Genomic DNA, 25,663 nt, shown 5'->3' with positions numbered 1-25,663 from the left:
AGGCAATGCAATTTAATTGGGGAAGCAAGAAATATCTCGAAATGTCGCGAGTGGGCGATTAAGCCCACCTACTAAGAGGATTAGTCCTACAGAGAAAGTCCAGACTAGCAGGTATTCTCCGGCGTCGCCTACAAAGGTCGTCTGATGGAATATGTACGTCTGAACCGTCCTTCTTCCGTCCCGATAAACCTCAACGAGAAGTGTATATGACGTTTGAAAATAGCTTGGGACCGACAGTTTTGAAACTCACTGGCACGCTCTCTTGTGCAGCATTACTGATCGCAATATCCGAGACGGCCTTTTCCCGAAATCTCAATCCTGGTGAAGTCGAAACCGTATCCGTCGGTGCTACGCCAGAAGCCTGGTTCATCCCTGCCACTGCCACGCTTAACGTCAATGGCGGTGATACGCTGAACATCGTTGTCGGCGGTGGGACGTTAAACGCGATTTCCGCCAGCACTTCACAGATTGAAGCCTCAGCAGACGCCCGAGTGTCTCTGGACGCGGCGACGGTGACGGCTAGCAATTTCGACACTGCGCTGAGCTTGACCGACAGCTCGGCAGTGGTATCCGGCAGTACGCTGTCCAGCGATGGCAGAGCATTGTCGCTTGCGCGCGACCTGAATATACCCGTTGGCTCAACAGCGACCGTCACTGGCAGTACGTTGACAGGCGGTTTCTCGGGCGCAGCGGTAACATCCCTCAGTACCTTGAATCTGGTGGACAGCCGGGTTGAAGGGACCGACGCAGACGGTGTTGGCCTCGAACTTTACGGCGGCAACGCCAACATCAGTGCAGCCAGCGAGGTCATCGGAGAACTGGATGGGATCATCTTTGGCGAGGATACTGTCCTGAACCCGAGCGATGTCACCGCACAGAGTGTACTGAAGATTGATGGGTCAACCGTGCAGGGCCGCACCGGCGCAGCGATCAAAGTCGATTTTGCGACGCCAGACGATCAACCGGTATTGATCGAGATAGCTAACCGTTCGAATCTGATCGGCGGCAACGGTAATATCCTCGAAGTCATGGAAGGCGCAGCAGCGCGCTTTCAAATCGACGACAGCCAGTTGACCGGCAATGTAGCGGTTGCTGACGGCGGGACCGCCGCGGTTTTCTTGCAAAACAATGCCAGCCTTGACGGCGATTTGACCAACGTCGATTCTGTTTCGCTCGATACCCGAAGCATACTCACCGGTAACATTCAGGGCTCCGGGGCTGGCGTCGTGATGCTGGATAACGACTCGATCCTGCACGGTTCGGTTACTGGCGTCAGCGCTATGTCCATCGGGCGTGGCGCTGAATGGAACCTGGTTGGCAGCAATTCGTTATCGAATCTCGAAATGCAGGGCGGGAACGTCAGATTCGGCACGCCCGCCGAGTTCGTCCGCCTGGATGTTGCCAACCTGTCAGGCAATGGCCGGTTTTTTTGGATGCTGACGTGTCCACCGGTGAAACGGACTTTCTCAATGTCACGGAATCAGCCAGTGGCCGTCACGAGCTGGTAGTTGGTGCAAGCGCCAGCGAACCTGTCACCGGTGCACCGCTTCAAGTGGCTAACATCGCTGGCGGGGATGCTGAGTTCGATCTGAGAAACGGTCAGGTTGATCGTGGTGCTTTGGCGTACAAACTGGTGCGAGAGGGCGAAGGTATTTTCCTGCGGACTGATGGGACAACGCCGAGCACAGGTTCACAAACAGCATTGGCAATTGCCGGTACCGCTCCTACTGTTATCTATTCGGAAATGACCACTCTCAATACCCGCCTCGGCGACCGTCGCATGGCCGGCACTCAGCCCCGATCGCGATCGATTGCGGCACTGGACTCAGATAATCAGAACGCGACCAGCGGCCTGTGGATACGCACTCATGCCAATCAGTACAACGTCAAGAATGCCTACGGTGATGGTTATAAACAAAATCAGACTGGCGTCTCATTGGGGGTGGACACGCCACTACCGATAGGTGATGGCCAATGGTTGATCGGGGTTTTTGGTGGCTACAGCACCACTCGCCTTAACCTGGCCCGCGGCAGCGCCGGCACGATCAACAGCACCTATGGCGGGATGTATCTGTCCTGGTATGACGAAACGACCGGGTATTACGTGGATACCGTTGGCAAAATCAACCGTTTCAGTAATGACGTCAAAGTCACCTTGAGCGATGACACTCGAACAAAGGGTGACTTCGATAATCTCGGCATCAGTGGAACCGTCGAAGTAGGTAAGCATATAGTCTTTAACCGAGGTTACTTCATCGAGCCCTCTGCTCAGGTTGGTGTTGCGACGGTAAAAGGCAAGGACTACAAGTTGGACAACGGACTGCAGGTAGACAGCAACGAGACCCGCTCATTGCTCGGCAAGGTCGGAATGACCGTTGGTCGCGAGGTGGTGCTGAACAATGGCGGAAAATTGCAACCCAGGCTGCACGCGGCGTTAAGTCATGAATTCGTCAACAATAATCGTGTCAGCGTGAATGACACTGGATTCAACAACGATTTGTCCAGCACCAGCCTCGAACTGACCGGGGGCCTCAATTGGGTTCCGGCCAATAACAAATGGCAACTGTATGGCGAGATAGGGACCAGCAGGGGCAGCAAAGCTGACCAGGAGCTAGGAGGGAGTGTTGGGCTGAGCTTCAGTTTCTGATTGCATCAGCATTAAAAAAAGGAAGCCTCGCAGCTTCCTTTTTGTCGTAGTCAGTAAGCGTTTTTTCTCTTGCTCAGGTCTGCGTTAGCGACAAACTCCCCAGTGATCGGAAACTCTTCGTTGCCGCTCTCTCCACCATGGTCATATGTGCCGGACCAAGTGCCACTCAGGGTTTTTTTAATGTCGTCATATTTCAATGTCAGGCTCCCGCTCACAGAGACGTGCAGATCACCCGTCGCAGGATTGGAATAGTAGGTACTTCTGACATCATCGCTATCTTTGGAGAGGTCATAGGTCGACGATTGGGGTTTAAAAGGGAACACAAACTCAAGCGTACGCGTCACACCATCCTTAGTGTGTCCAGCTGTCAGAACGTAACGCAGGCCTTCCGGGTAGGGCTTCGGCCCGAAGGAAGGTACAGAGGTAGATCGAAACTCCATGAATTGAGGGATTTTGACAAACCTGTAGTTTGGGTTGGCATCGCCGTTGATAGTGGCTGACAAATAGGTCGGCGCTAAAACCGGAGAGATCGTCGTGTAGGCTCGGGCTGCATAGCTCATGAGTTTTATCTCCATACAATATGGTTGGGGACATCCAAAGACTGACCCGTCCTACTTCTGGATGTTGTATGGAAGCGTGAATACAGTACGCCTGTAAACTGTCAGTGTTGACAGTTTACAGGCGTACGTTTTTGTGAGCTTTGAACTGCCAGAACAAGCCGTGTTTTTCAGCCGAACAATCCTGCTGCAATGTTGATCGAGAACCCGAGGATCGCCGTATTGAACACAAAACCGATCAACGACTGCGCCAGCACAATCTTTCGAATATCCCGCGTTGCAACACCCACATCCGAAGTCTGCACAGCCACGCCGATGGTGAACGAGAAGTACAGAAAATCCCAGTAATTGGGGGTGGTCAGTCCTTCAGCAAAACGCAGCGCCGGCTCTTTGCCGTCCCAGGTGTAAAACAATCTGGCGTAGTGCACACAGAAGATCACACCTATCAGCAGCCATGAGCCGGTCACTGTCAGCGCTGTGAACCCGTAGTGCATGAGTTTGCGTGAGGTTTCCAGGTCTTTGCTGCCGGCCAGTTCAAGGGTGATGGTGGCGAGACTGGCCAACGCGGCAATGCACACCACAAACAGCACCAGTCCGGCGTTCTCGTCTTCGACTTCGGCGATGCGTCGCACGTCCGGTGCCTTGGCGCGAATGGTCAGCCAGAACATCAGAATCAGGTATGTCCAGACACCGACGTTCCAGCCAATGAGGATTTTGCTGACGATGGAACCGGCCGGGACCAACAGGCCGCTGGCGAGGCCGAGCAGAGCGGCGGCGGAGAGGCGAGGGTGGGTGCGGGCGAGGAAGGGCATGAAAGCTCGGTAGGCGAGGGAGGTTTCACCACCTTAGCCCAGCGATGACAGATGTGGCCACTGCGCATGATGTTGGCCAATCCTTGTGGGAGCGAGCCTGCTCGCGAAGACGTCAGCATATTCAACATTAGTGTTGGCAGACCGGACGCATTCGCGAGCAGGCTCGCTCCCACAGTTTGATCAGCGTTGTTTGGTGAATCGCTGTACGAGCTTCATGACCACGACGAAAAACACTGGCACGAAGATTACTGCCAGTGTCGCGGTGATCATCCCGCCAATCACACCTGTGCCGATCGCTTGCTGACTTGCCGAGCTCGCGCCAGTTGCAATCGCGAGCGGCACCACACCGAGAATGAACGCCAGCGATGTCATCACGATCGGCCGCAGACGCAAACGCGCGGCCTGCAACGTCGCATCGATCAGATCGTGACCTTCGTCATACAAGCTCTTGGCGAACTCGATGATCAGGATCGCGTTTTTCGCCGACAGACCAATGATGGTGATCAGTCCGACCTTGAAGAACACGTCGTTGGGCATGCCGCGCAGTGTCACGGCGAGTACCGCGCCGAGCACACCAAGCGGGACAACGAGCAATACAGAGGTCGGAATCGACCAGCTCTCGTACAGCGCCGCCAGACACAGGAATACCACCAGTAGCGACAGGCCCAGCAGAATCGGCGCCTGATTGCCGGACAGGCGTTCCTGCAACGACAAACCGGTCCACTCTTGACCCAGACCTTTCGGCCCCAGCGCAACCAGTCGTTCGATTTCCGCCATGGCCTCGCCGGTACTGTGCCCGGGTGACGGTTCACCAGATATCGCGATCGCTGGATAGCCGTTGTAACGAGTCAACTGCGCCGGGCCTTGAATCCAGTTGGCCTGAACGAAGGCCGACAGCGGCACCATGTTCCCGGCGTTGTTGCGCACATGCATTTTCAGCAAATCATCCACCTGACTGCGCTGATCACCTTCGGCTTGCACGACCACCCGCTGCATGCGGCCCTGATTGGGGAAGTCATTGATGTAGCTCGAACCCACGGCAGTGGACAGCACGTTGCCAATGTCGGCGAACGATACGCCCAAGGCATTCGCCTGCTTGCGGTCGACGATCAGCTGCACCTGCGGTGCTTCGGCCAGTGCGCTTTCACGGACGTTCATCAATACCGGACTTTTCTCGGCGGCGGCGAGCAGTTCCGTACGCGCCTGCATCAACGTCGCATGGCCCAGACCACCGCGATCCTGCAAGCGGAACTCGAAACCGCTGGACGTGCCAAGGCCATCCACCGGCGGCGGCAGCACCGAGAAGGCCATGGCGTCCTTGATCTGGCTCAGCGCCGCGTTGGCGCGATCGGCGATCGAGCTGGCAGCATCGTCACTGCCACGTTCCGACCAATCCTTGAGCGTCGAAAACGCCAGCGCTGCGTTCTGCCCGCTACCGGAGAAACTGAAACCCAGGATCACCACACTGTCACTGATTCCCGGCTCACCGGCGTTGTGCGCTTCGAGCTGCTCGGCTACTTGTACAGTACGGTTCTTCGTTGCGCCGGGTGGCAATTGAATATCGGTAATGGTGTAGCCCTGATCCTCGGTCGGCAGAAACGAGGAGGGCAGGCGCGCAAAACAGATTCCGAGTCCAATCAGCAGGACCACGTAGATCATCAGGTAGCGACCCGTACGCTTGAGCGCATAGCCGACCCAACCCTGATAACGGTCGGTCAATTGCTCAAATCGGCGATTGAACCAGCCGAAAAATCCGGACTTCTCGTGGTGCTCGCCTTTGCCGACAGGCTTGAGCAATGTCGCGCACAGCGCCGGCGTCAAGGTCAGGGCGAGGAACGCGGAGAATAAAATCGAGGTGGCCATGGACAGCGAGAACTGTTGATAGATCACCCCTACCGAACCCTGCATGAACGCCATCGGAATAAACACCGCGACCAGCACCAGAGTAATGCCGATGATCGCCCCGGTGATCTGCGTCATCGCCTTGCGCGTGGCTTCCTTGGGCGACAGGCCCTCGCTGGCCATGATCCGCTCGACGTTCTCCACCACGACGATGGCGTCATCCACCAGAATGCCGATGGCCAGCACCATGCCGAACATGGTCAGCACGTTGATCGAGAACCCCAGCGCCAGCATGGTCGCGAAAGTGCCCATCAACGCCACCGGCACCACCAGTGTCGGGATCAGCGTGTAGCGCACGTTTTGCAGGAACAGGAACATCACTGCAAATACCAGCAGCATCGCTTCGCCGAGGGTGTAGATCACTTTGGTAATCGAGACTTTGACGAATGGCGAAGTGTCGTAAGGAATCTTGTATTCCACGCCGGCCGGGAAGTAGCGCGCCAGTTCATCCATCTTCGCCCGCACCAGTGTCGCGGTGTTCAGCGCGTTGGCGCCTGGAGAAAGCTGCACGCCAACGGCGGTGGACGGCTTGCCGTTCAGGCGTGTGCCGAACTGATATTCCTGGCTGCCGATTTCGACCCGCGCAACATCACCGATGCGCACCGTGGAGCCGTCGCGATTGGCCTTGAGCACGATGTCGGCAAACTCCTGCGGCGTCGACAATTGGCCTTTGACCAGAATTGTCGCGGTGATTTCCTGCGTCGAAGGTGACGGCAGATCACCGATGCTACCTGCCGAAACCTGGGCGTTCTGCGCAACAATGGCTTCGTTGACATCGGCCGGCGTCAGGTTGAACGCGATGAGCTTCTGCGGATCGATCCAGATGCGCATAGCCCGCTCGGCACCATACAACTGCGCCTTGCCGACACCGTCCAGACGCTTTATCTCGTTCATCACGTTGCGCGCCAGATAATCGCTGAGCGCCACGTCATCGAGCTTGCCGTCGCTGGAGGTCAGGGTGATCAGCAAGAGGAAACCGGAAGAGACCTTCTCCACCTGCAAACCCTGCTGATTGACCGCTTGCGGCAGGCGCGACTCGACTACCTTGAGGCGGTTTTGTACATCGACCTGCGCCAATTCCGGGTTGGTGCCCGGCTGGAAAGTCGCCTTGATCGTCGCGCTGCCCAGGCTGCTTTGCGATTCGAAGTAGAGCAAGTGATCGGCGCCGTTAAGCTCTTCTTCGATCAGGCTGACCACGCTTTCATCGACGGTTTGCGCCGAGGCGCCAGGGTAGACGGCGTAGATCTCGATCTGCGGCGGTGCAACGTCGGGGTATTGCGCCACCGGCAACTGCGGAATGGCCAGCACACCGGCCAACAGGATGAACAGGGCGACCACCCAGGCAAACACCGGGCGGTCGATAAAGAACTGCGGCATATAGAAGCGTCCTGCTTACTGACCAGTGGTCTGGGCAAGTGGAAGTGGGGTTGCGTCGATCTGCACCTTTTCCCCGGGACGGGCGTGTTGCAGGCCTTCGATGACAACACGGTCGCCGGGCTTCAGGCCGCCGGTGACGATCCAGCGATTGTTCTGCACCGCACCCAGTTGCACCGGTTGCTGCGCCACGCGCATCTGTTCATCGACAGTCAGCACCTGGGCAATGCCGGCACTGTCACGCTGCACCGCGCGTTGCGGTACGGTGATGCCGTTCTGGATGGTTGCCTGCTCAAGGCGTACGCGGATGAAGCTGCCCGGCAGCAAGTCGAGATCCGGATTGGGAAACTCGCTGCGCACAATGATCTGCCCGGTGCCGGGATCGACAGTGATGTCGCTGAACAGCAGCTTGCCGGGCAACGGATACACGCTACCGTCATCCTGAATCAGCGTGGCCTTCGCTTGATCCTGACCGACTTCCTGCAACTGCCCGGAGCGCAATGCCCGGCGCAGTTCATTGAGCTCGCGGGTCGACTGGGTGAGGTCGGCATGGATCGGGTTGAGTTGCTGAATCAACGCCAGCGGCGTGGTTTCGTTCTGCCCGACCAACGCACCCTCGGTGACCAAGGCGCGACCGATACGGCCGGAAATCGGCGCGGTGACGGTGGCATAGCCGAGGTTCAGTTTCGCCCGTTCAAGCGCCGCTTTGCTGGCCGCGACATCAGCTGCCGTCTGCCGGGCAGCGGCGCGGGCGTTGTCGTAGTCCTGACCGCTGATGGCCTGGTCCTCGATCAACTGCGCATAGCGTTGTTCTTGCAATCTGGCCTGAAAGGCGTTGGCCTCGGCTTTGCGCAGCGCGGCTTCGGCACTGTCCAGATCCGCCTTGAAAGGTGCCGGGTCGATGCGGAACAGCACATCGCCTTTTTTCACGTCACTACCTTCGCGGTAGGTGCGTTGCAACACTACGCCGGCCACTCGCGCACGCACTTCGGCAATCCGTGGCGCGGCGATGCGGCCGCTCAGTTCGCTGCTGATCGACAATGGCTGGGTTTTGATGGTCTCGATGCGCACGGTGGCTGGTGGTGCTTGCTCTTCGGCGTTCGAGGATGAGTCACAGGCGCTCAGCGGCAGCGCCAATGCGATCAGGCCGAGCCCGGCCAGCAGTTTTCCAGACATGTACAACCCCCAATATTGAAGGCCGCATCCTACGGCCAGACGGGGAGGTTAGCGGTGAAGCTTTGTAGCTGCTGTGTGAAATTGTGTAAGGGTTTTGCTCAGTAGCGGGTGAGGGCGTATATCCTGCAGGCCTTGAAATTTATTGCGACAGTTCGATCGCTTTCGCGAGCAGGCTCGCTCCCACAGGAGATCGCATTTCAATGTGCGAGCGAATGAGTCCTGACTGTCGCCACAGCATTCTCTGGAACACCCCATGCCCAACATCCTCCTGGTCGAAGACGACACCGCCCTCGCCGAACTGATTTCCAGCTACCTGGAGCGCAACGGTTATTCCGTCAGCGTCATCGGCCGTGGCGACCATGTGCGCGAGCGCGCGCGGATCAGTCCGCCGGATCTGGTGATCCTCGACCTCATGCTGCCGGGCCTCGACGGCTTGCAGGTATGCCGTTTGCTGCGTGCCGATTCGGCGACACTGCCGATCCTCATGCTCACGGCTCGCGATGACAGCCATGATCAGGTGTTGGGCCTGGAAATGGGCGCTGACGACTACGTCACCAAACCCTGCGAGCCACGAGTGCTGCTGGCGCGGGTGCGCACGTTGTTGCGGCGCAGCAGCCTCGGCGAACCGCTGGCGGTCAACGATCGGATCGTCATGGGCAATCTGTGCATCGATCTGTCCGAGCGCACCGTGACCTGGCGTGATCAAGCGGTTGAACTGTCCAGCGGCGAATACAATTTGCTGGTGGTGCTGGCCCGACATGCCGGCGAAGTGCTGAGTCGCGATCAGATTCTTCAGCGGCTGCGCGGTATTGAATTCAATGGCACTGACCGCTCGGTGGACGTGGCGATTTCCAAGCTGCGGCGCAAATTCGATGATCACGCCGGCGAGGCGCGCAAGATCAAGACCGTGTGGGGCAAGGGCTATCTGTTCAGCCGCTCCGAATGGGAATGCTGAGCTGATGTTTCGCATTCTGTTTCGCCTGTATCTGGTGACGATCGTCTCCTATAGTGCGGCGATCTATCTGGTGCCGGATCTGGTGGTCATGGCCTTCCGTGATCGCTTCGTCACCTACAATCTGGAATTCTCCCGAGGTCTGCAATCGCTGATCACCAAGCAGTTTCATGCTGCGCCGCAAGAGCAATGGCCGGCGATTGCGGCGGCGATGGACAAGGAATTCCAGCCGCTGCACATCGTCCTGACGCCAATCGACGACCCGGTGTTCACGCCCATCGAGCAGGAACGTTTGCACCGTGGTGAGAACGTGGTGCGCATCGGCGATTGGGGCTGGCGAACTTTGGCAGTCACTCCGCTGAATGCGGACATGGCCGTGCGTATGGTCGTACCGCCGGATCCGGTCGACGTCGATCTGTTGTACTGGAGCATTAATGTGCTCATCGGCGCCATGTTGCTCGGCTGCCTGCTGCTCTGGTTGCGCCCGCACTGGCGCGATCTTGAACGTTTGAAGGGCACTGCCGAACGCTTCGGCAAGGGGCATTTGAGCGAGCGAACCAGAATCGCCCCTAGTTCGAACATCGGCAGCCTCGCCAACGTGTTCGACACCATGGCCGGCGATATCGAAAACCTGCTCAACCAGCAGCGCGATCTGCTTAACGCCGTTTCCCATGAGCTACGTACGCCGTTGACGCGTCTGGATTTCGGCCTGGCGCTGGCGTTGTCAGAAGACTTGCCCGCCGCCAGCCGCGAGCGCCTGCAGAGTTTGGTCGCGCATATTCGTGAGCTGGATGAATTGGTGCTGGAGTTGCTTTCCTACAGCCGTTTGCAGAATCCGGCGCAGTCGCCTGAGCGCATCGAGGTGTCGCTGGACGAATTCATCGACAGCATTCTCGGCAGCGTCGATGAGGAGCTGGAGTCGCCAGACATCGTGATTGACGTTCTGCTGCACGGTCAACTCGAACGCTTCGCGCTGGACCCGCGCCTGACCGCCCGGGCCATCCAGAACCTGTTGCGCAATGCCATGCGCTATTGCGAAAAGCGCATTCAGATCGGTGTGCAGGTCATTGCCGGAGGGTGTGAGATATGGGTCGACGATGATGGTATCGGCATTCCCGACGATGAGCGCGAGCGGATTTTCGAACCGTTCTACAGGCTCGACCGCAGCCGTGATCGCGCGACGGGTGGGTTCGGCCTCGGTTTGGCGATAAGCCGCCGAGCGCTGGAAGCGCAGGGCGGCACACTTACCGTTGAGAGTTCGCCGCTGGGTGGGGCGCGATTCAGGCTGTGGTTGCCGGCCACGGCCTGAACCGTATGACGAATTTCAGGGCTGCGTTGTGCCGCTGGTCTGCAACACACATTGCTGGGTTTTACTGTCCCACACCTGGCCTTTCGGACATTCGGGCTTTTTCACGGCGTCGCTTTCATCGACAGCGAATACAGCAGGGCTGGACAGGGCGGCGACCAGCAGCGGGACGGCGAATAGCGCTTGGCGGATATTCATGGTCAATCTCCACTTTCATCGGCTTGGAGCGGAAGTTGTTGTGCTCTTTTGCAGTGACTGTTCAGTCATTAGGAAGATTCAAAGTTCTGCAGCGGGCCATTGACTTGTCATCCGCTGGCAGGCTAATTTCCAGCCCATGACTTTCACCGTATCGCGCTGCCAGCCAAGCATTATTACCGCCATTCCTCATTTGGCGGGCTAGCTCACGGCTGCAGCACCCAACCCGCCCTAGAGGCGGGTTTTTACTTTCTGTCTCCGGGGTTCTGAAAAATGTCAGGAGACGACCATGCCGCACACCCCCGACCAGCAAGCCCTGCTTGAGCATTACGTGAAAAAGATCCTGGCCGCACCGGTGTACGACATTGCGGTGCGTACGCCGTTGCAGCCTGCGCCGGCGTTGTCGGAAACATTGGGCAATCGGGTCCTGCTCAAGCGCGAAGATCTGCAACCGACGTTCTCTTTCAAGATCCGTGGTGCTTACAACAAACTCGTGCAACTGAGCGATGAGCAGCGAGCGCGGGGAGTGATCACTGCATCGGCGGGTAATCACGCGCAGGGGGTAGCGCTGGCGGCACGGGAATTGGGCATCGCCGCGACGATCGTCATGCCGTCTACCACCCCTGAGCTCAAGGTGCTCGGCGTGCGCAGTCACGGTGCCGACGCATTGCTGCATGGCGAGAGTTTTCCCTTTGCTCTGGCCCACGCGTTGCATTTGGCCGAGCAGAGCGGATGCACGTTCGTTTCACCCTTCGATGATCCTGACGTAATCGCCGGACAAGGCACCGTGGCTATGGAAATCCTGCGCCAGCATCAAGGCACGCTGAACGCGATCTTCATCCCGGTCGGCGGCGGAGGTTTGATCGCAGGTATCGCGGCCTACGTCAAATACCTGCGCCCGGAAGTGCGGATCATCGGCGTCGAATCCGAACATTCGGCGTGCCTGCAAGTGGCTTTAAGTGCGGACGAGCGGGTGGTCCTGCCCAGTGTCGGCACCTTCGCCGATGGCGTAGCGGTAGCGCAGATTGGCGCGTATGGCTTTGAGGTTTGCCGCTTCTGTGTAGATGAAGTGATCACGGTCAGCAATGACGAACTCTGCGCCGCGATCAAGAATATCTACGACGATACCCGTTCGATCACTGAACCTTCGGGTGCGCTGGCTGTTGCGGGGATCAAGCAGTACGTGGCGCGCAGTGGGGTTCGCGATCAGACATTCGTCGCCATCGACTCCGGGGCCAACATCAACTTCGACAGCCTGCGCCATGTCGCCGAACGCGCCGCTGCTTGCGGCGTGCCGGCGTGATGTCGATCAGGGCAGCAGCGGGCGCAGAAACGTGCGCTCGTAACTGACGATGAATTTCTTCTCGACCAGATTGGCAACCAGTGCGGTGCTTTCCGGGTCTGTCATTGCAATATGTCGATAGCTTTCGTAATCGGCCAGCGACGGGAAACTGAACAGGCAATAAGCAATGTTGCTCGCGCCCTCCGAGGGGAGGAAGTAGCCGTGGTGGGTGCCGCCCAAGCGCTCAACGATGTCGAGCCACGCTTTGGCATAGGCTTCGAAAGCGGGTAACTGGTAAGGATCGATCACATATCTGACGTGGCAAGTAATCAAGGGCTGGGCTCCGGTTATTCCTGCAGGGCGGTGCCGACTTTGTCCGACGCCGACCAGATGCGATAGCGCACTTCGACGTCCGACGGCGCGTACACCACGACTGGCAACTTGCTGTTGTAGCGCAACATGAAGCCGTCACCGACGACCGGAACGAAAGCGCGCTTTTTCTGGCTGCCGGGCGGGCAGGCCATCATCGTGCTCATCGGACCGATGACCTTTTCCAGGCGATAGTACGGATAGCCCCAGCCTTGCAGGTTCTTTTCATCGAGCACACCGCCCAGACGTTGACGGTTGCAATCCACCTCCAGAGTTTTGCCGGCGAGAATTTCAACCTGGAAATTCTCCTCCTGCTCTTGTTTGGGCAGATGGATGACCTGACGGGTAAACCCGGCTTCGGCTTTGGGATACGGCGCGACGTCTTCGAGCTTGGCGGCGTGGGCTAGAGTGGAAAGGTTGGCGATCAACAGGCCGGTGATCGCGCAAACGCTTAAAGAATTCATGAAGGCCTCCGTGCGGGTTGAATTGCAATGGGAGACATTCTTGCCGTCATAGTCTGCGAAAGCAAATTTGCCCGGAGATTGCAGATTGCAGTGGACGGGTGGTCGATTCATGCAATTTGCAAATAGCAGGATACTGGCCACATTTCCAAGTGCTTGATTTTGAAGGGAGCAAAACGAACCGATCAAAGGCACGTTTTATGCGTTCTTTTGGTGAGGCGCACAGGATTTGGGCGCCTACACTCCAATGGGCATTTCGCAGTACCACCACTTGCCGCACCAGGGAAACAGCGGGGGCACACCCGTGAAGGCGCAGCAGAGGGTCAGCGTGAATACTTGATTGGCAATCGCACAGAAAGGAGAGGGTTCGCCATGTTTTTATCTGCCTTGGAATTACGCAACATCATTGAAAGCAGCTTCCTGCCGAAACGCTGCCAGTGCACGTTGACACCAGACTTGTCGATGTCCGTCAAAGTATTTGGCGACCATCGAACCGACCAAGCCGATCTCTACGTCAGTGGAATCGACGCCAGCCGCCTGAACAGCTGCCGTGAAATCAACAACCTGGTCGCTGGCCTGCGTTCCGACCTCGCGCAACAGACCACGACACATCAAACCAGCGCTCGTTCTCGAGCCGTTTAACCCACCGTCTCACCCAGTTCGTCCGTCACGCGCCGGGCCTGCACAAAACCAAGGCCCAGCGCGAACTCGACCAGCACCGCGAGCAAGATCCCGGGGCCGGCATGACCATTGAGCCATTCGCCAAAACCCAACGCCGCCAAACCGAAACAGCCGACGATAAAACCATTGCTCAGTGCACTGCGTGCCACTGACGGCGGAGCATTGCGCAGCAAATAAAACATGACCCCCAACGCCGCAAACAGCACCGCGCTGCGCCGAGCGACTACGCCAGTGCCTTCCGAATAGCCAATACTCCAGATCGCCAGCAACGCCTCCGGAAAAAATCCCCAGACCAGCGCCAGCAGAAAACACAGGATTGAAGTGAAGCTCGACAACGTGCGGAACGACAACTGCATGGCCAATCCTTGCGGCAGTAGGGAAGGCCCCGAGCATAACCGCCGAAGCCACCCCAAGCCTATGGCCAACCGGAAAATCAGAAGCGTCTGTCAGTTCTGTTGACTGCAAGCGTCAGATAATTTCCTGTAACTGATTTGTGCGGGCTTGCCGGTGTTGTCGATGTATTTCATGTCGGCGGTGATGACTTTGCATTCCGAGGTCGGCGGCTCGGTTAGCGAAAGCACCTTCGCCACGTGTAGTGGCATGCCGTATTGGTAGGGTGTTTGATTCGATGTGGCGGAGGTGACGTTGGCTTGGGCCAGTGCGGCGTATGAGCTGCAGGCGAGGGTGGCAGTGAGCAGGAAGGGACGAATGTTCATGAGAGGACTCCAGCGTTGCGGGTAGGCGCCCGGCACGAAGCCGGGCGAGCCTGCCGCACTGGGCGTCAGCGGGGGAAAGCTGAGGGTGTGCGGTGATATGGAGTCTCTGACTGTGGCGTTAAGGCTGAGTTAACCGATGTGAACATGAGCTGAGTTATTTACGGTTGCTTTTCCCTTGTCTCGGGCATTTGTCGTTTGCGATATGAATCATTAGGGTACAGGCTTTGACGTGCTCGAAAAAAATTAATGATAAGGCTGTGCTGCTAAATTTCAGTACCCTAACTTATCTGGAAAAAACGAGAGCGGTGGGTGAGTGGCCTTCCACGTTTTTGCGAGTTCTTTTGCTTTTTCTAGTTGCTCTTTTGACAGCTTTTTTTCTACTTCCGGCAATACGTCGTTAACGTTGTTTATTACGTTTCCACCACCATCAAGCTCCAGTAGATTCGACAATAGTGCGTATGACTTTACCGGGTCTGATTCGAATCCGTATTTTGGTTCAGCTTCGCCAATATATGACGCGTAACCAAAAACTGCAGATGCATAGCCTGAGGCTGCAGCTTTTTCATTCCATTTTCTAAATGATGACAAATCGGCTTTTTCAATCCTCGTAGCGGCAAATCCCATCATGGCTGGTGGATAACCATTCTCTGCAGCGGCTTTCATCCATTTTTCGATTTCATCTGATCTGCTAGAGGGTAGTAGGAACATGCCTCCCCCTCTTGATACTTGGTCGCTAAACGAAATTGCGCTAATGCAAAACCTTTTTCTGCGGACTTTTCAAGCCATTCATCGTTTCCTGTTATCTCCCATAGTAGGTACATCGACTCAGCGTCACCATGAGATGCCTGATCTGTAGCAAGGGTTTTGGCTTTGTTCATCCAATCTTTAGGCGATTGCTCAGAGGAAGAACAATTATTCATAGTTACGCACAAATCTTGATCCGCGCCGCCTAGCCGAATCATAGAGTAAATATTGCCTTTCTTTGCTGACTCCTCGTAAGCCTTTTGCGCTTCTTGGGTCATATATCTGTTGTTTTTTCTTATTGATTCTCCTAGATAGTAAAGTGCTTCATTGTCACCACCCTTTGCAGCGATTTCTAAAAACTCGATTGCGGATATTGCTTTGTATTGATTGTAGAGCTCAATGCCTTTCTTCTTCGCTTCTTCTTGCTCTTTTGTTAGTGTTGCATTAGCGGTATTGCAGAGAAATATAAGGAGGACACAGAAGGTTGTAGCGAACAATTTTTTTAAGTTTATCAATTTGATTTTCCCGCTGGAGCTGAAAATTTCACAGAAGGCCTTGGTATGTAGCTGTTTTCATGCATAACAATTTTGCAGGATCCATCAATCGGCCCACCTAATATCGAAGCATTTTTCTTATATCGAGCCCTAGTAGTGTTTCCGAGTGCTTCAGTTACCGCAAGCACTGGTTCGCTCATGAAATTGTCCAACAAATAGCGGTTTTCACAGTATTTTTGCCCTGTATCAACCGGTTCGACCCCGAATTTGTTCATGCATGCGCAAGCTAGCTCAAATTGTTTTTGAGCCTCCGGTAGGCTTCCTTTCTCTTGAGCGTTAGTAGTTATATGAGTAATTATCATCTCGATCGCTGTCTGTTGCGCTAAATATGCTGTATCTCTAGTATATTTTTCTTGCCATCGTTTGAAGCGCTAATGCTAGTTTGTTTCGCTGTGGCTATGGCGAACTCCTCCGGATTAGATATCAGTGTCAACAAAATCGGGCCTAACGCGGCAGGGGTGGCCTCTACAACCCATTTTTTTAACTCGTCTGGATTTTGGTATTCAATAATAGCATGAGCAATCGGACCACCTTTTCCTCCGCTGGTCATCGCGTCATACAAGTCCATGACAACACTCCAACCCATCAGGTAAGACATTTCCACACTAAGCCCAGCAGCTCCTAATGCGTTCAGCGCCGATGCAAACTGTCCCGCTTCTGTCTCCATCCACTCCACTTTTCTGCCTTTGGCTCTGTGCAACTCCCGGCGATACAAGTTTACAAGGTCAACCACTGCCTCATAACCAACTTCGAACTTGAAGCTACCATTTGCACCTGGGCCAAGTACCACAGCCGCTTTCAAGTTCAAAATAAAACGCCCCTTATCGAGAGACACCTGCGCCGTTCCCTGAAAGCCCGCGCCAAACGCCACCCCAACTGAACCGCTCAACTTGGCCAGCGTCAACCATGGATTTGCATTTTTCGCGTCTTTAGCGCTGCCAATCCCCGTTGAAGGTGCGGTGCGTAAGGCGGCGAGTTCTTTGGCGGCGCCCAGTTCAATACGCCGGTAAGCTCAATGGCGGCTTGCAAACCCCCAAAGACATTGAAGCTGGCTTTTGCGCCGTTTTCGATTTGTACTTTTGCGAAACGTCCGCCGCGCAGTTGCTCTGTGCTTTTGGAGTCGGCGTAGGTGCCGGATTTCGACTTGTGTTCAAGATCAGGAGTAGGACTATCGTCACCGCTATCGGTTTTTGCTTGCTTGGCGGCTGCGTGATCGGCGCGTTCTTCTTTTGCAGAAGCGTCTTCACGTTGTGCGCGTTTTACCGGGCTCAGCGACGCTCCATATTTGACGTTGCCGAAGATAGGGCTCAGCTCGACGCTGCCAGCTAACAATAACGACGCTCCAGCGTAACCCCAGGCCTTTGCACCAAAGTGAAAGGAGAAGCGGCCGAAACTCATTTGTCGTGGGCTGCCGTCCAAGAGATAGTCAAGCATGATTTCTTGAGCGTTGGCTTTGGCAGGCATGTCCACTTTCATTAACTGAACTTCGCCCCGTGCCAAGTCCAGGCTCAATCCCATCTCCCCAGATATCTGGAAGCCTTCCGCGGCGGACATCTTCGGGCCTTCTAGCTTCAGTTCACCGTGAATGCTCGGCTGTGGAGGAGTCAGGCAGCGGACGAATTGAGCCTGAGGACTTGCATCAAACAGCCTTACTTCGCCGCGCACACTTTTCTGGAACACTAGTTGCTGAAGGTGCTTGCCCCAGTTAGTTAGGGCCGCGTCGTCTTCTAGTTCAGTAACCTCATAACCTTGCTTTTTCAAGTGCGCGTAAAAGTCTTTAGCTTTGAACCAGCCTTTTTCGTCGAAACAGTCGCCAGCCTGATCACTGATTTTTATTGCGCCCTGATCCAAGAGCCATTGGCGGAACGAACTGATTTCACTGTTTTTATCGGAGCCTTCGGTAGCATCGGTTGGTAGACTTTCTTTTACCTTCTTTATCGAGCCAGCCGCCTTTTTTAAATCTTCTTTGATGATTTTTTTTGCATCTTTCAGGTTCGCCATGCTGAACCATCCAAGGGGCGTGCCCTTGGCGTCAGAAAGGCTGACTTCACGCAGTGGAAAGCCTGGCTTTACCATACGGTCGATTGGTTTCGGTTGGAACTCTTCTGGTTCCCAAATTAAATAACGACCAGGTTTACTGGTGCTGACATTTTTTTGGGCTGTGGCCTGGAGGTCATCTTTGATTTTTTGTAGTTGATCCCACTTGGCACGTTCTGCATCAACGAGGCCGGCTGGCGCCTGGGCATTTTGGCCTGTTGCCTCGATCCAGCGTTTGTATTTCTCTTGAAGCTGCGCTGTAACTTCTACCTGCTTTTTCTCTGTGTCCAGATACAGTTTGAACTGCTCGATACCGGAAGGGAGTCCGTCACTGATCAAGGCGAATTCCGGAAGAGCAAGACCATACTCGGACGCTTTGATGATGGATTCAGTATAAGCGTGGTAATCAAGCGCTTCGCCATTTTTGTGTAGTGTGTAGACATAACCGACCAGATCGGCGGTGCAGTCAGTCATGCCACTGCAGATATTGTCGTAACTTTTTTCTTTTCCGCCAAGGCTTTGGCAACGTCTTCCAGCGATACCTGCTTGAAGTCTTTGTTGCCGAGGAACTTCTTGCGAGCCTCCAGATAAGCTTGCACACGTGCCCGCGCTTCAATCGCCCTCTTGGAGTACAGCGAGCCGCTTTCGTAGGTGTAGCCTTCCAACTTAGCGGCCGCTACCGCTTCTTTTTTTAGCGCGACCCACTCAGCCCGCCGCTTGTAAAAATCGGCATATGCTTTGTGAACGTGCTGGTCAGTAGCTATGTCTGTCGCTAGACGGTCGAGGCGAGATACTGGCGTCTCCTCCTCCGTGGACTGAGCAGGAGCGACTGCCGGTTTGTTTCCATTAGCTTCGTTCTGCCTTTTTTAGCGGTGGCTGGATCGATTTCGATCTCATCGCCCATCGCTTCAAACTCTTCCATACGTGCACGCTGTGCGCCCGTGAGGAAATTACTCAACTTAGGCTCAAGGAAGTATTCCAGCAAACCAGATTCCTGCAACCCGTTCAGGCGTGCATCACGTGGTTTGCTGGGCGCAATCATTTTATCCAGGGCGAACATGGATTCTTTGATGGCGGACTTTGCCCGTTCGGGAAGCAGCCAAAATTCTTGCTCTTCGGTGGCATAAATCGCACTTGCAAACTTTTTCGAGCAGGGAGGCGCGTGCGGTTTGAAAGTCTTTGAGCTCTGATCAGGGGTATCTTTGACAGGCTCCAGTTCAACCAGATCCTCCGCAGAGCACTGAGTTGCGGCTTCCGGGGTAGTTTGCGCAGGCGGTTGAGCCGCGGCAGGTGTCTGAGCGGCAGGCGCAGCAGGCGTTAGTGCGCTTTTCGGAACGCTCAGGTTCCATCCGACTTTGACGTTATCCGGGTTGGTGATGAAGGGGTTCATCTGACGAAGTTGCGCCACAGTAGTGTTGTAGCGCGTAGCAATCTGGCCCAGAGTTTCGCCGGGCATCACAGCGTGATTTGTAATTTCCATGGTGATTCCGTTCTGTTGTCGCGTCGCCTTAGTGTTGGGCAACGGCGGCTGATTCCAGGAGCCGATCTACTTTGATAAACGACTCGTCCTTTGATTGCAGGATCGCCATGATCCCAGGCTGGGTCTCGAACAGCGGACCGTTCACGACATGGCCAAGCTTGAGCAGGTGATCGCCATCATAAATGTTGTTTTTGAGCAACATGTCGAGGTTGTCCGCCATGTCATTCAAGCGGTCATCGTCTGGCTCATTGAATGCTGTGTATTCCTCATCGATCCAGTACATCCAGCCCAGGCGCGCTTGTACTTTCGCGGCCGCCTCGGGCAGATTGAACGCCGCTCTGTCACCGTCCCACGTTGATTGATCGGTGGCTTTCCAGGTCAGCCATCGCCCACGCTCTTGACCGAAATGAATTGGAGCCGGGCTGTAGACCGCATCCCAGCAGCCTAGTAACTGGTCGAATGCTTTATCGGCGCTGTAGGCCAGCGCAGCCCATAAACTCGGCTTGTGGAAACTCAGCAGACTTTGGCCACCTGAACCATCGTTTGCCTTAAGCAGCCAGCGCGCATGAGCCAGAGCTATTTCAGGATCCCGGGTTGAGATTGCGATTCCCGAAAAGCGTTCCTCACATAGTTCCACAGCGACCTTTGCCACTTTGCCGCCCTTTGGGGCCACCAGCCACAATGGCTCGTCAGGAATCCCTGCAAGGTCTGTCCCTACAAACAGACCTTGAGCGACGACGGGTTCGCCTAATCGATAAAGACGGCCTAAAGCGTCAGGCTGGAGCCCTTGGTCAATGATGAAACACAGCGACTCGCTGGTAGCGGGCAAGTCAGAAAAGTTGTAACGAGGCTCTGCGAGGAGGGCGCTCAGCGTTTTTACATGCATGTGCAATCCTTACGGCTGCAAGCGCCGTTACTCTGTTTTCCGCACAGCGGGGTGATACCTGACTCATTAAGACGGGCAGGGAGCGGTGCTTTCCCCGCCTTATCCGCATCCACAACCTTCATCGGCCCCGGCAGCAACGGCGCCGCCGGCGTGCCCACCCCGGGCGAGCCGCCGGTATTCACCTTCACCTCAGCCCCGCTGATGGTCACGCCACCTGCATCGACCTTGACGAAGCTGCCGCCAGCCTTGGCGGTCAGTTCCATGGCGCCTTCGACCACGACTCTCTGGCCGGCGTAATAATGGATTTCGTTGCCGGCCTCAACAAACTGCCCAGTCCCAACCTTCACATGCTGCGTCACACCCACCGTCAGGTGATCATCCGCGCGCATTTCGCTGATGCGATCCAGATGGGTAATCCGGTGTTCTTCAACCTTGAACTCGCTCAACACATTGGCTTCAACAGTGTCATGCCGTTCGTTGCCGACGCGGATTTTCTGGTCGTGTTCGATGTTTTCGTCCCAGTCGCGCTGGGCGTGGATGTAGATCTGTTCGGCGCCTTTCTTGTCTTCGATGCGGAATTCGTTGTAGCCCTTGCCGCCCGGGGAGCTGAGGGTTTTGAAGGTGCTGCGGGTCTTGTTGGCCGGGAGGTCGTAGGGGACGACGTTTTCCTTGTGGTACAGGCAGCCGGTGACGAGGGGCTGGTCGGGGTCGCCTTCGAGGAAGGTGACGAGGACTTCCATGCCGATGCGCGGGATGGCAATGCCGCCGTAAGCTGCGCCGGCCCAGCCGCTGGCGACGCGCATCCAGCAGGTGGTTTTATCGTCGGACTGGCCGTCGCGGTCCCAGTGGAATTGGACTTTGATGCGGCCGTATTGATCGCAGTGGATTTCTTCACCGGCAGGACCCGTGACGACGGCGGTCTGGCTGCCGAGGACTTTCGGTTTCGGGTGTTCGAGGGCAGGGCGGTAGTGCGCGTCCCACGGGGTGGCGAGGAAGCTGTTGCGGTAGCCCTGGTGGAAATCGCTCTTGTTATCGGTGACGTCGCTGGTGACGTTTTCGCCGAGCACTTGCGGCTGTTTGCCTTCGTGGAAGACTTCCAGCAGCAGCCACAGGTCGTTCCACTCGGCGCGCGGGTGTTCGGCGAGCGTGAGGAAGTGGCCGCTGGTGAGGGTCGGTTCGTCACCTTTGCCTTCGGCGAGTTTGTAGTCGCTGCGATGGCGCTCGAGGGCGCGGGTTGAGAGGAACTTGCCGCGCTCGCGAGTCGTGAAGCGGCCGGGGTAATCGTAGTCTTCCAGGTCCGGGGCGAATTCGGATTTGACCGCGCCTTCGGGCAGCAGCTTGGGTTTTTCGAAATCGTAGTCGCGGCGGCTGACGCGGGTGGTGCGGGTTTCCAGGCGCAGGTTGAAGCGCTTGATCACCGGCTTCTCGGCGGCCATGCCGGAGTCCTGCTGGTAGCTGACCGGCTTCAGTTTGCGGAATACGGTCTGGTCGTCGCCGAACACCAGTTTGTGGCCGCTGCTGCTGTGCTGGAAGTGGAAGTGGATGCCTTCCTCTTCGCACAGACGCTGGATGAAGTGCAGGTCGGACTCGTCGTATTGCACGCAATACTCACGCTCCGGGTACTCGGCGCCGAGCTGGAAGCTGTAGGCGTCGGAGAGAATGCCGCGATCTTCCAACACCTGGGCGATGATTTTCGGCACCGTCAGTTGCTGGAAGATCTGCTGATCATGGTTGTGCTGCAGATAGGCCAGTTGCGGCATCAGGCTGATGCTGTAGCGGGTCAGGGTCTTGCCGGAGTCGCCCTGCTCGATGCGATAGACCTGGCCGTGAATCTTGCCTTCGCCGGTGGCGCCGAACGTCAGACAGGCGCGCTTGTGCAGCAGCTCTTCGAGCTTCAGGTCGGGGCGGGCGCTGACCAGTTCGAGGTCGAAACGGAACGGTTCGTTGAGGGCTTCGCGACCGGTGAAGCTGAGGACTTGCAGGTCGGCGTTGGCGTCTTCGATCGAGAGGGTGATGTGGGTTGCATTGGCGTCCAGCATGCCTTGAATTCCGTCCGTTGAATAAGCAGGTGATGGATGTTGCAGGATTAGACGGCCTCATTCAAGGCGCAAATGGCGTAGGTGTGGCGCGTCAGTGCCATAGGGAAAACCCTTAGGAGGGCGGTTTGGGTCAGTGAAATCGGGCCTTTCATAGACTTTGATGGTGTTTGAGAGATTGCCATCGCGGGCAAGCCCGCTCCCACAGGTTTCTCGGGTGTACACAAAATCGGCGTTCACTAAGGTCCTGTGGGAGCGAGCCTGCTCGCGAAGGGCTTCTACAACCAATGCCAGAACCGGCTCCAGAACCCGCGATTGAGGTCTTCCTTGCAGCCGGCATACTGCTGCGCATACAGATCCGAACGGTTCTGCACCTTGCGCGCGGTCGGCGGTAGCCAGGCTTTGCTCGCGTAGGTCTTGTTGCGGAAGCCGCCCCAACCTTCGTGGTAGTTCAGGTACTGGTTATAGGCGTCGTATTTGTACACGCCGTTGATCGAGGTGGTCTTGTCCATGTACCAGCCGACGAAGTCGATGGCGTCGTCGAAGTCTTCGCGATCGGCCCAGTTGCGGCCGCTGCTTTTCTGGTAGTCGGCCCAGACTTCATCCTTGGCCTGCGCATAACCGGAAGCGGTTGAGACGCGGCCCCAAGGAATCACCCAGAGCAGGTATTTGCGCGGCGTCTTGGCGTCGTAGCGGTAGCCGGATTCCTGATACATGATCGCGAACGGCACCTGGATCGGCACGCCCCAGCGTTTCTGGGTGACTTGCGCAGCGTCGTACCAATCGCTTTTCTCGCGGAAGATTGCGCAGATGTCTTCCGGGGAGCGGGGCGGCGAGGTGCCGCAACCGCTCAGCAGGGTGGCCATGGTCAGGAGGGCGAGGATGTGCCTGTGATTCAAGAGCTGTTTTCCGTCGTGCGCAAAAAGGCCGACAGTCTACGCGCTCAGCTCAATTGATGACGATAGGGCAGATCCGGACCGGTTTTGCTGCAGGTCAGTGCGGCGGCTTGTACGGCGAACCTGAGCATGCCGTCGATTTGCTCGCGACTGAGCTGCTGCACGCCTTCTACCGAGTCCAGCGAATGTTCGGTCAGCCAGGTGATCAGCGCGGCCTGGAAGGTGTCGCCGGCGCCTACCGTATCGGCGATCTGAACCGGGTTGGCCGGCACCGACCACGAGCCATGGGCGCGACTGAACACTGTTGCGCCGTCGCCACCGCGTGTCAGGAACACGATCTGGCAGCGATGTTCGAGCCAGCTTTCAATAACATGCTGCGGATCCTGCTCGGGATAGAGCAGGCTCAGATCCTCGTCGCTGACTTTGATCAGATCAGCCAGTCGTACCAGCGTGGCGATGCGTTCGCGCCATAGCTCGATGTTCGGCTCGGGATTGAGGCGCACGTTGGGGTCGAGGCTGATCAGGCGTTTGCCGCTTTCGCGTTGGACCAGTTTCAGCAACGTGTCGCCAATCGGCTGCACCACCAGCGAAAACGAGCCGATGTGCAGGCCGCGCACCTCGTCGCCAAGTGTCGGCAGATGCGCCTCGCTCAGTTGCCGGTCGGCACAGCCTTCGCCACGGAAGCTGTAGTGCGGTGAACCATTGGCGCCTACCGCGACCATCGCCAGGGTGGTCGGCGCGGCGAAATCCACCAGATAGTCCGGGCGCACGCCTTCGTCCTGCAGCACTTGCTGCAAACGTCGGCCGAGGTAGTCGGTGGACAGCCCACCGAAGAGCGCCGAGTCCACGCCCAAGCGGCGCAGTCCGACGGCGACGTTGAACGGCGAGCCGCCGGCAATTGCCTTGAAATTGACTTTCGAGGCCAGACCGCTGGCGTCGTTTTCGCTGAAAAAATCAAACAGGGCTTCGCCACACACCAGGTACATAGTTGTTTGCTCGTTATAGGGTTGCGACATGCTGTTGATAGCGTTCGTAGGCCTGCTGGAACGCCGCGACATTGGCGGCGATCGGCAGGGTTTCACTGCGCGCGTCGAGTTTGACGCAGCGTTCGCACAGATCGGCCAGGGACACATCATCGCCGTTCGAGCGCGACGCGCACCACGCTGCCTGAATCGCCGCGCCCAGTGCGGCGGCTTCGCTTTGTTCTGTGCAGATCACCGGGGCGTTCATGATGTCGGCGACGATCTGCCGCCACACCGCGCTCTTCGAACCGCCGCCGATCAGGCAGATGCGCAGGCTTTGTAAACCATTCTGGCGGAGCAAATCCAGCCCGTAGCGCAAACCGAAGGTGGTGCCTTCGACGGCCGCGCGGCACAGATTGGCCTGGGTCAGATTGTCCATCGTCAGCCCGTGCAGGCTGCCGGTGGCGTGGGGCAGGGCGGGCACGCGTTCGCCGTTGAGGAGCGGCAACATGCTCACGCCTTCGGCGCCGATCGGCGACTGCGCGACCAGTTCGTTGAAGGTCGGCAGATCGAGCCTGAACAGTTCGCGAATCGCACCGGTGGCGTTGGTCAAATTCATGGTGCAGATCAGCGGCAGCCAGCCGCCGCTGGAGGAACAGAACGTGGCAACCGAGGCGTCGGCGCTGACGTTCGGTGCGTCGGAGAACGCGTAGACCGTGCCGGACGAACCGAGGCTCATGGTGATCGCGCCGGGCTGAATATTGCCGGTACCAATGGCGCCCATCATGTTGTCGCCACCGCCGCTCGAGACCACCGCGTTGGGGTTGATGCCGAGTTGCTCGGCGATTGCCGGGAGGAGGGTGCCGACGGCGGCGTGCGCGTCGATCAGCTCCGGCAGCGCGGCTTGCAAACGGCCGCTGGCGTCGATGTCGCGCAGGATCTGCACATCCCATTGCCGCGTGCGCACGTTGAAATAGCCGGTACCGGAAGCGTCGCCGTATTCGCTGCAGGCGCGGCCGGTGAGCCAGTAATTGAGGTAGTCGTGAGGCAACAGAATCCGCGCGATGCGTGAGAACACATTGGGATGCTGCTCTTTGGTCCAGAGCAGTTTCGACACCGTGTAGCCCGGCGCAATGACCACGCCGAGGCGTTCCAGCGAACCTTGCTCGCCGCCCATTTGCGCGAGCAAGCGCTCGTTTTCCGGCGTGGTTTCGGTGTCGCACCAGAGCTTGGCCGGGCGCAGCGCTGCGCCTTGCTCATCGAGCAGGACCAAACCGTGTTGCTGGCCGGAGACGCCAACGCCGAGGATCGCCTGGCCGTCGACGTTCGCCGCTTGCAAGGCCTGGCGGGTGGCGCTGACGAACGCGTCGAGCCATTGCTGAACGTCTTGTTCGCGGCGGCCGTTGGCGCCACTGATCATCGTGTGTGGCGCCGCGCCCAGACCGAGCACCTGGCCGCTGCCGGCATCGAGGATGATCGCTTTGGTGCCTTGGGTGCCGCAGTCGATACCCAGGAAGAGCTTTGTTGTTGTCATGTATGGGCCTGTCAGATTGCGCTGAAGATCAAGAGCTACCCCCTCACCCCAGCCCTCTCCCCCATGGGGGCGAGGGGGAAAGGGAGCAGATTTTCATGCCTTTC

Annotated in this window: 25 protein-coding genes and 1 pseudogene; 6 read left to right on the top strand and 20 right to left on the bottom strand. The window is 57.0% G+C overall.

Translation table 11 applies throughout. The annotated features are described in order from the left end of the window. Positions 1-206: 206 nt before the first annotated feature. Both AB4O12_RS09325 and AB4O12_RS09320 read left to right on the top strand, forming a co-directional pair. Positions 207-1,508: a hypothetical protein gene (locus AB4O12_RS09325; RefSeq protein WP_460061546.1), complete on the top strand. Its 1,302-nt coding sequence runs from the start codon at positions 207-209 to the stop codon at positions 1,506-1,508. Then, positions 1,442-2,647: an autotransporter outer membrane beta-barrel domain-containing protein gene (locus AB4O12_RS09320; protein ID WP_460061544.1), complete on the top strand. Its 1,206-nt coding sequence runs from the start codon at positions 1,442-1,444 to the stop codon at positions 2,645-2,647. The genes AB4O12_RS09325 and AB4O12_RS09320 overlap by 67 nt, the downstream gene beginning before the upstream one ends. 50 nt (positions 2,648-2,697) lie before the next feature. Here AB4O12_RS09320 and AB4O12_RS09315 read toward each other — a convergent pair whose 3' ends face one another. From AB4O12_RS09315 to AB4O12_RS09300, 4 genes are all read right to left on the bottom strand, one after another. Further along, a complete protein-coding gene (locus AB4O12_RS09315) occupies positions 2,698-3,207 on the bottom strand; it encodes a hypothetical protein (RefSeq protein ID WP_056789698.1) in 510 nt (169 codons plus the stop codon). 167 nt (positions 3,208-3,374) lie between these two features. Beyond that, positions 3,375-4,016, bottom strand: a complete 642-nt coding sequence (locus tag AB4O12_RS09310; RefSeq protein WP_460061542.1) for a DUF1345 domain-containing protein — start codon at positions 4,014-4,016, stop codon at positions 3,375-3,377. Positions 4,017-4,196: 180 nt separating this feature from the next. After that, positions 4,197-7,295: an efflux RND transporter permease subunit gene (locus AB4O12_RS09305; protein ID WP_353188454.1), complete on the bottom strand. Its 3,099-nt coding sequence runs from the start codon at positions 7,293-7,295 to the stop codon at positions 4,197-4,199. 15 nt (positions 7,296-7,310) lie between these two features. Then, on the bottom strand, positions 7,311-8,468 hold the full coding sequence (locus AB4O12_RS09300; RefSeq protein WP_460061539.1) for an efflux RND transporter periplasmic adaptor subunit: 1,158 nt from the start codon (positions 8,466-8,468) through the stop codon (positions 7,311-7,313). Between the two features lie 253 nt (positions 8,469-8,721). On the opposite strand from AB4O12_RS09300, the gene AB4O12_RS09295 reads away from it, so the two are divergent. Together AB4O12_RS09295 and AB4O12_RS09290 are read left to right on the top strand one after the other, a co-directional pair. After that, complete coding sequence (locus tag AB4O12_RS09295) at positions 8,722-9,423, top strand: response regulator (RefSeq protein ID WP_016774890.1); 702 nt, start codon at positions 8,722-8,724, stop codon at positions 9,421-9,423. 4 nt (positions 9,424-9,427) lie between these two features. Continuing rightward, the gene (locus AB4O12_RS09290; protein WP_258706768.1) at positions 9,428-10,729 is read left to right on the top strand and encodes an ATP-binding protein; all 1,302 of its coding nucleotides are present in this window, start codon (positions 9,428-9,430) and stop codon (positions 10,727-10,729) included. Positions 10,730-10,744: 15 nt separating this feature from the next. On the opposite strand, the gene AB4O12_RS09285 is transcribed toward AB4O12_RS09290, so the two are convergent. Then, positions 10,745-10,924: a hypothetical protein gene (locus AB4O12_RS09285; RefSeq protein WP_016774888.1), complete on the bottom strand. Its 180-nt coding sequence runs from the start codon at positions 10,922-10,924 to the stop codon at positions 10,745-10,747. Positions 10,925-11,210: 286 nt separating this feature from the next. Here AB4O12_RS09285 and ilvA point away from each other — a divergent pair. Continuing rightward, positions 11,211-12,200, top strand: a pseudogene (gene ilvA, locus AB4O12_RS09280) (threonine ammonia-lyase, biosynthetic); the annotation flags it as partial. 30 nt (positions 12,201-12,230) lie between these two features. Here ilvA and AB4O12_RS09275 read toward each other — a convergent pair. After that, a complete protein-coding gene (locus tag AB4O12_RS09275; RefSeq protein ID WP_258706767.1) occupies positions 12,231-12,536 on the bottom strand; it encodes an NIPSNAP family protein in 306 nt (101 codons plus the stop codon). 14 nt (positions 12,537-12,550) lie between these two features. After that, entirely contained in the window at positions 12,551-13,036 is a 486-nt protein-coding gene (eco, locus tag AB4O12_RS09270; RefSeq protein ID WP_258706766.1) for a serine protease inhibitor ecotin, read from the bottom strand. 369 nt (positions 13,037-13,405) lie between these two features. Between eco and AB4O12_RS09265 the strand changes: the two genes are divergently transcribed. Continuing rightward, positions 13,406-13,675: a DUF1652 domain-containing protein gene (locus AB4O12_RS09265; protein ID WP_041480220.1), complete on the top strand. Its 270-nt coding sequence runs from the start codon at positions 13,406-13,408 to the stop codon at positions 13,673-13,675. Here AB4O12_RS09265 and AB4O12_RS09260 read toward each other — a convergent pair. The 13 genes from AB4O12_RS09260 to xylB all read right to left on the bottom strand — a co-directional run bounded on the left by AB4O12_RS09260 (position 13,672) and on the right by xylB (position 25,559). Then, entirely contained in the window at positions 13,672-14,070 is a 399-nt protein-coding gene (locus AB4O12_RS09260; RefSeq protein WP_095180121.1) for a hypothetical protein, read from the bottom strand. The genes AB4O12_RS09265 and AB4O12_RS09260 overlap by 4 nt on opposite strands. A gap of 90 nt (positions 14,071-14,160) precedes the next feature. Further along, positions 14,161-14,430 carry a DUF2790 domain-containing protein gene (locus tag AB4O12_RS09255; protein WP_095180120.1) on the bottom strand — a complete coding sequence of 90 codons (270 nt, stop codon included), beginning with the start codon at positions 14,428-14,430 and terminating at the stop codon, positions 14,161-14,163. Positions 14,431-14,700: 270 nt separating this feature from the next. Further along, positions 14,701-15,138: a sel1 repeat family protein gene (locus AB4O12_RS09250; protein WP_460061534.1), complete on the bottom strand. Its 438-nt coding sequence runs from the start codon at positions 15,136-15,138 to the stop codon at positions 14,701-14,703. After that, positions 15,090-15,689 carry an SEL1-like repeat protein gene (locus AB4O12_RS09245; protein WP_460061532.1) on the bottom strand — a complete coding sequence of 200 codons (600 nt, stop codon included), beginning with the start codon at positions 15,687-15,689 and terminating at the stop codon, positions 15,090-15,092. The genes AB4O12_RS09250 and AB4O12_RS09245 overlap by 49 nt, the downstream gene beginning before the upstream one ends. A 361-nt stretch (positions 15,690-16,050) precedes the next feature. Continuing rightward, positions 16,051-16,632 (bottom strand): hypothetical protein, encoded by a 582-nt coding sequence (locus AB4O12_RS09240; RefSeq protein ID WP_460061530.1) that lies wholly within the window; start codon positions 16,630-16,632, stop codon positions 16,051-16,053. Continuing rightward, on the bottom strand, positions 16,629-18,239 hold the full coding sequence (locus AB4O12_RS09235; protein WP_460061528.1) for a hypothetical protein: 1,611 nt from the start codon (positions 18,237-18,239) through the stop codon (positions 16,629-16,631). Before AB4O12_RS09235 ends, AB4O12_RS09240 begins: the two co-directional genes overlap by 4 nt. Further along, on the bottom strand, positions 18,236-18,430 hold the full coding sequence (locus AB4O12_RS09230; protein ID WP_460061525.1) for a hypothetical protein: 195 nt from the start codon (positions 18,428-18,430) through the stop codon (positions 18,236-18,238). The genes AB4O12_RS09235 and AB4O12_RS09230 overlap by 4 nt, the downstream gene beginning before the upstream one ends. A 107-nt stretch (positions 18,431-18,537) precedes the next feature. Next, positions 18,538-19,245: a LysM peptidoglycan-binding domain-containing protein gene (locus AB4O12_RS09225; RefSeq protein WP_460061523.1), complete on the bottom strand. Its 708-nt coding sequence runs from the start codon at positions 19,243-19,245 to the stop codon at positions 18,538-18,540. 28 nt (positions 19,246-19,273) lie between these two features. Next, positions 19,274-20,131, bottom strand: a complete 858-nt coding sequence (locus tag AB4O12_RS09220) for a DUF4123 domain-containing protein (protein WP_315435119.1) — start codon at positions 20,129-20,131, stop codon at positions 19,274-19,276. Continuing rightward, positions 20,122-22,170, bottom strand: a complete 2,049-nt coding sequence (locus tag AB4O12_RS09215) for a type VI secretion system Vgr family protein (RefSeq protein WP_016774878.1) — start codon at positions 22,168-22,170, stop codon at positions 20,122-20,124. The genes AB4O12_RS09220 and AB4O12_RS09215 overlap by 10 nt, the downstream gene beginning before the upstream one ends. A gap of 275 nt (positions 22,171-22,445) precedes the next feature. Continuing rightward, on the bottom strand, positions 22,446-23,033 hold the full coding sequence (locus AB4O12_RS09210) for a transglycosylase SLT domain-containing protein (protein ID WP_150635905.1): 588 nt from the start codon (positions 23,031-23,033) through the stop codon (positions 22,446-22,448). A 77-nt stretch (positions 23,034-23,110) separates the two neighbouring features. Next, positions 23,111-24,049 (bottom strand): carbohydrate kinase family protein, encoded by a 939-nt coding sequence (locus tag AB4O12_RS09205; protein WP_252867684.1) that lies wholly within the window; start codon positions 24,047-24,049, stop codon positions 23,111-23,113. A 13-nt stretch (positions 24,050-24,062) separates the two neighbouring features. After that, positions 24,063-25,559 (bottom strand): xylulokinase, encoded by a 1,497-nt coding sequence (xylB, locus tag AB4O12_RS09200; protein WP_460061519.1) that lies wholly within the window; start codon positions 25,557-25,559, stop codon positions 24,063-24,065. Between the last annotated feature and the right edge of the window lie 104 nt (positions 25,560-25,663).

The organism is Pseudomonas sp. S2_A05, from assembly GCF_054668485.1.
Note: the sequence above shows the minus strand (reverse complement) of the source record. Positions and strands in the feature narration are given on the sequence as shown.

Bases quoted from the DNA above. Each gene is read 5' to 3' on its own strand.
- AB4O12_RS09325 (WP_460061546.1), top strand. From the start codon at position 207: ATGACGTTTGAAAATAGCTTGGGACCGACAGTTTTGAAACTCACTGGC.
- AB4O12_RS09315 (WP_056789698.1), bottom strand. From the start codon at position 3,207: ATGAGCTATGCAGCCCGAGCCTACACGACGATCTCTCCGGTTTTAGCG.
- AB4O12_RS09310 (WP_460061542.1), bottom strand. From the start codon at position 4,016: ATGCCCTTCCTCGCCCGCACCCACCCTCGCCTCTCCGCCGCCGCTCTG.
- AB4O12_RS09305 (WP_353188454.1), bottom strand. From the start codon at position 7,295: ATGCCGCAGTTCTTTATCGACCGCCCGGTGTTTGCCTGGGTGGTCGCC.
- AB4O12_RS09300 (WP_460061539.1), bottom strand. From the start codon at position 8,468: ATGTCTGGAAAACTGCTGGCCGGGCTCGGCCTGATCGCATTGGCGCTG.
- AB4O12_RS09295 (WP_016774890.1), top strand. From the start codon at position 8,722: ATGCCCAACATCCTCCTGGTCGAAGACGACACCGCCCTCGCCGAACTG.
- AB4O12_RS09290 (WP_258706768.1), top strand. From the start codon at position 9,428: ATGTTTCGCATTCTGTTTCGCCTGTATCTGGTGACGATCGTCTCCTAT.
- AB4O12_RS09285 (WP_016774888.1), bottom strand. From the start codon at position 10,924: ATGAATATCCGCCAAGCGCTATTCGCCGTCCCGCTGCTGGTCGCCGCC.
- eco (WP_258706766.1), bottom strand. From the start codon at position 13,036: ATGAATTCTTTAAGCGTTTGCGCGATCACCGGCCTGTTGATCGCCAAC.
- AB4O12_RS09265 (WP_041480220.1), top strand. From the start codon at position 13,406: ATGTTTTTATCTGCCTTGGAATTACGCAACATCATTGAAAGCAGCTTC.
- AB4O12_RS09260 (WP_095180121.1), bottom strand. From the start codon at position 14,070: ATGCAGTTGTCGTTCCGCACGTTGTCGAGCTTCACTTCAATCCTGTGT.
- AB4O12_RS09255 (WP_095180120.1), bottom strand. From the start codon at position 14,430: ATGAACATTCGTCCCTTCCTGCTCACTGCCACCCTCGCCTGCAGCTCA.
- AB4O12_RS09250 (WP_460061534.1), bottom strand. From the start codon at position 15,138: ATGTTCCTACTACCCTCTAGCAGATCAGATGAAATCGAAAAATGGATG.
- AB4O12_RS09235 (WP_460061528.1), bottom strand. From the start codon at position 18,239: ATGACTGACTGCACCGCCGATCTGGTCGGTTATGTCTACACACTACAC.
- AB4O12_RS09225 (WP_460061523.1), bottom strand. From the start codon at position 19,245: ATGGAAATTACAAATCACGCTGTGATGCCCGGCGAAACTCTGGGCCAG.
- AB4O12_RS09220 (WP_315435119.1), bottom strand. From the start codon at position 20,131: ATGCATGTAAAAACGCTGAGCGCCCTCCTCGCAGAGCCTCGTTACAAC.
- AB4O12_RS09215 (WP_016774878.1), bottom strand. From the start codon at position 22,170: ATGCTGGACGCCAATGCAACCCACATCACCCTCTCGATCGAAGACGCC.
- AB4O12_RS09210 (WP_150635905.1), bottom strand. From the start codon at position 23,033: ATGGCCACCCTGCTGAGCGGTTGCGGCACCTCGCCGCCCCGCTCCCCG.
- AB4O12_RS09205 (WP_252867684.1), bottom strand. From the start codon at position 24,049: ATGTACCTGGTGTGTGGCGAAGCCCTGTTTGATTTTTTCAGCGAAAAC.
- xylB (WP_460061519.1), bottom strand. From the start codon at position 25,559: ATGACAACAACAAAGCTCTTCCTGGGTATCGACTGCGGCACCCAAGGC.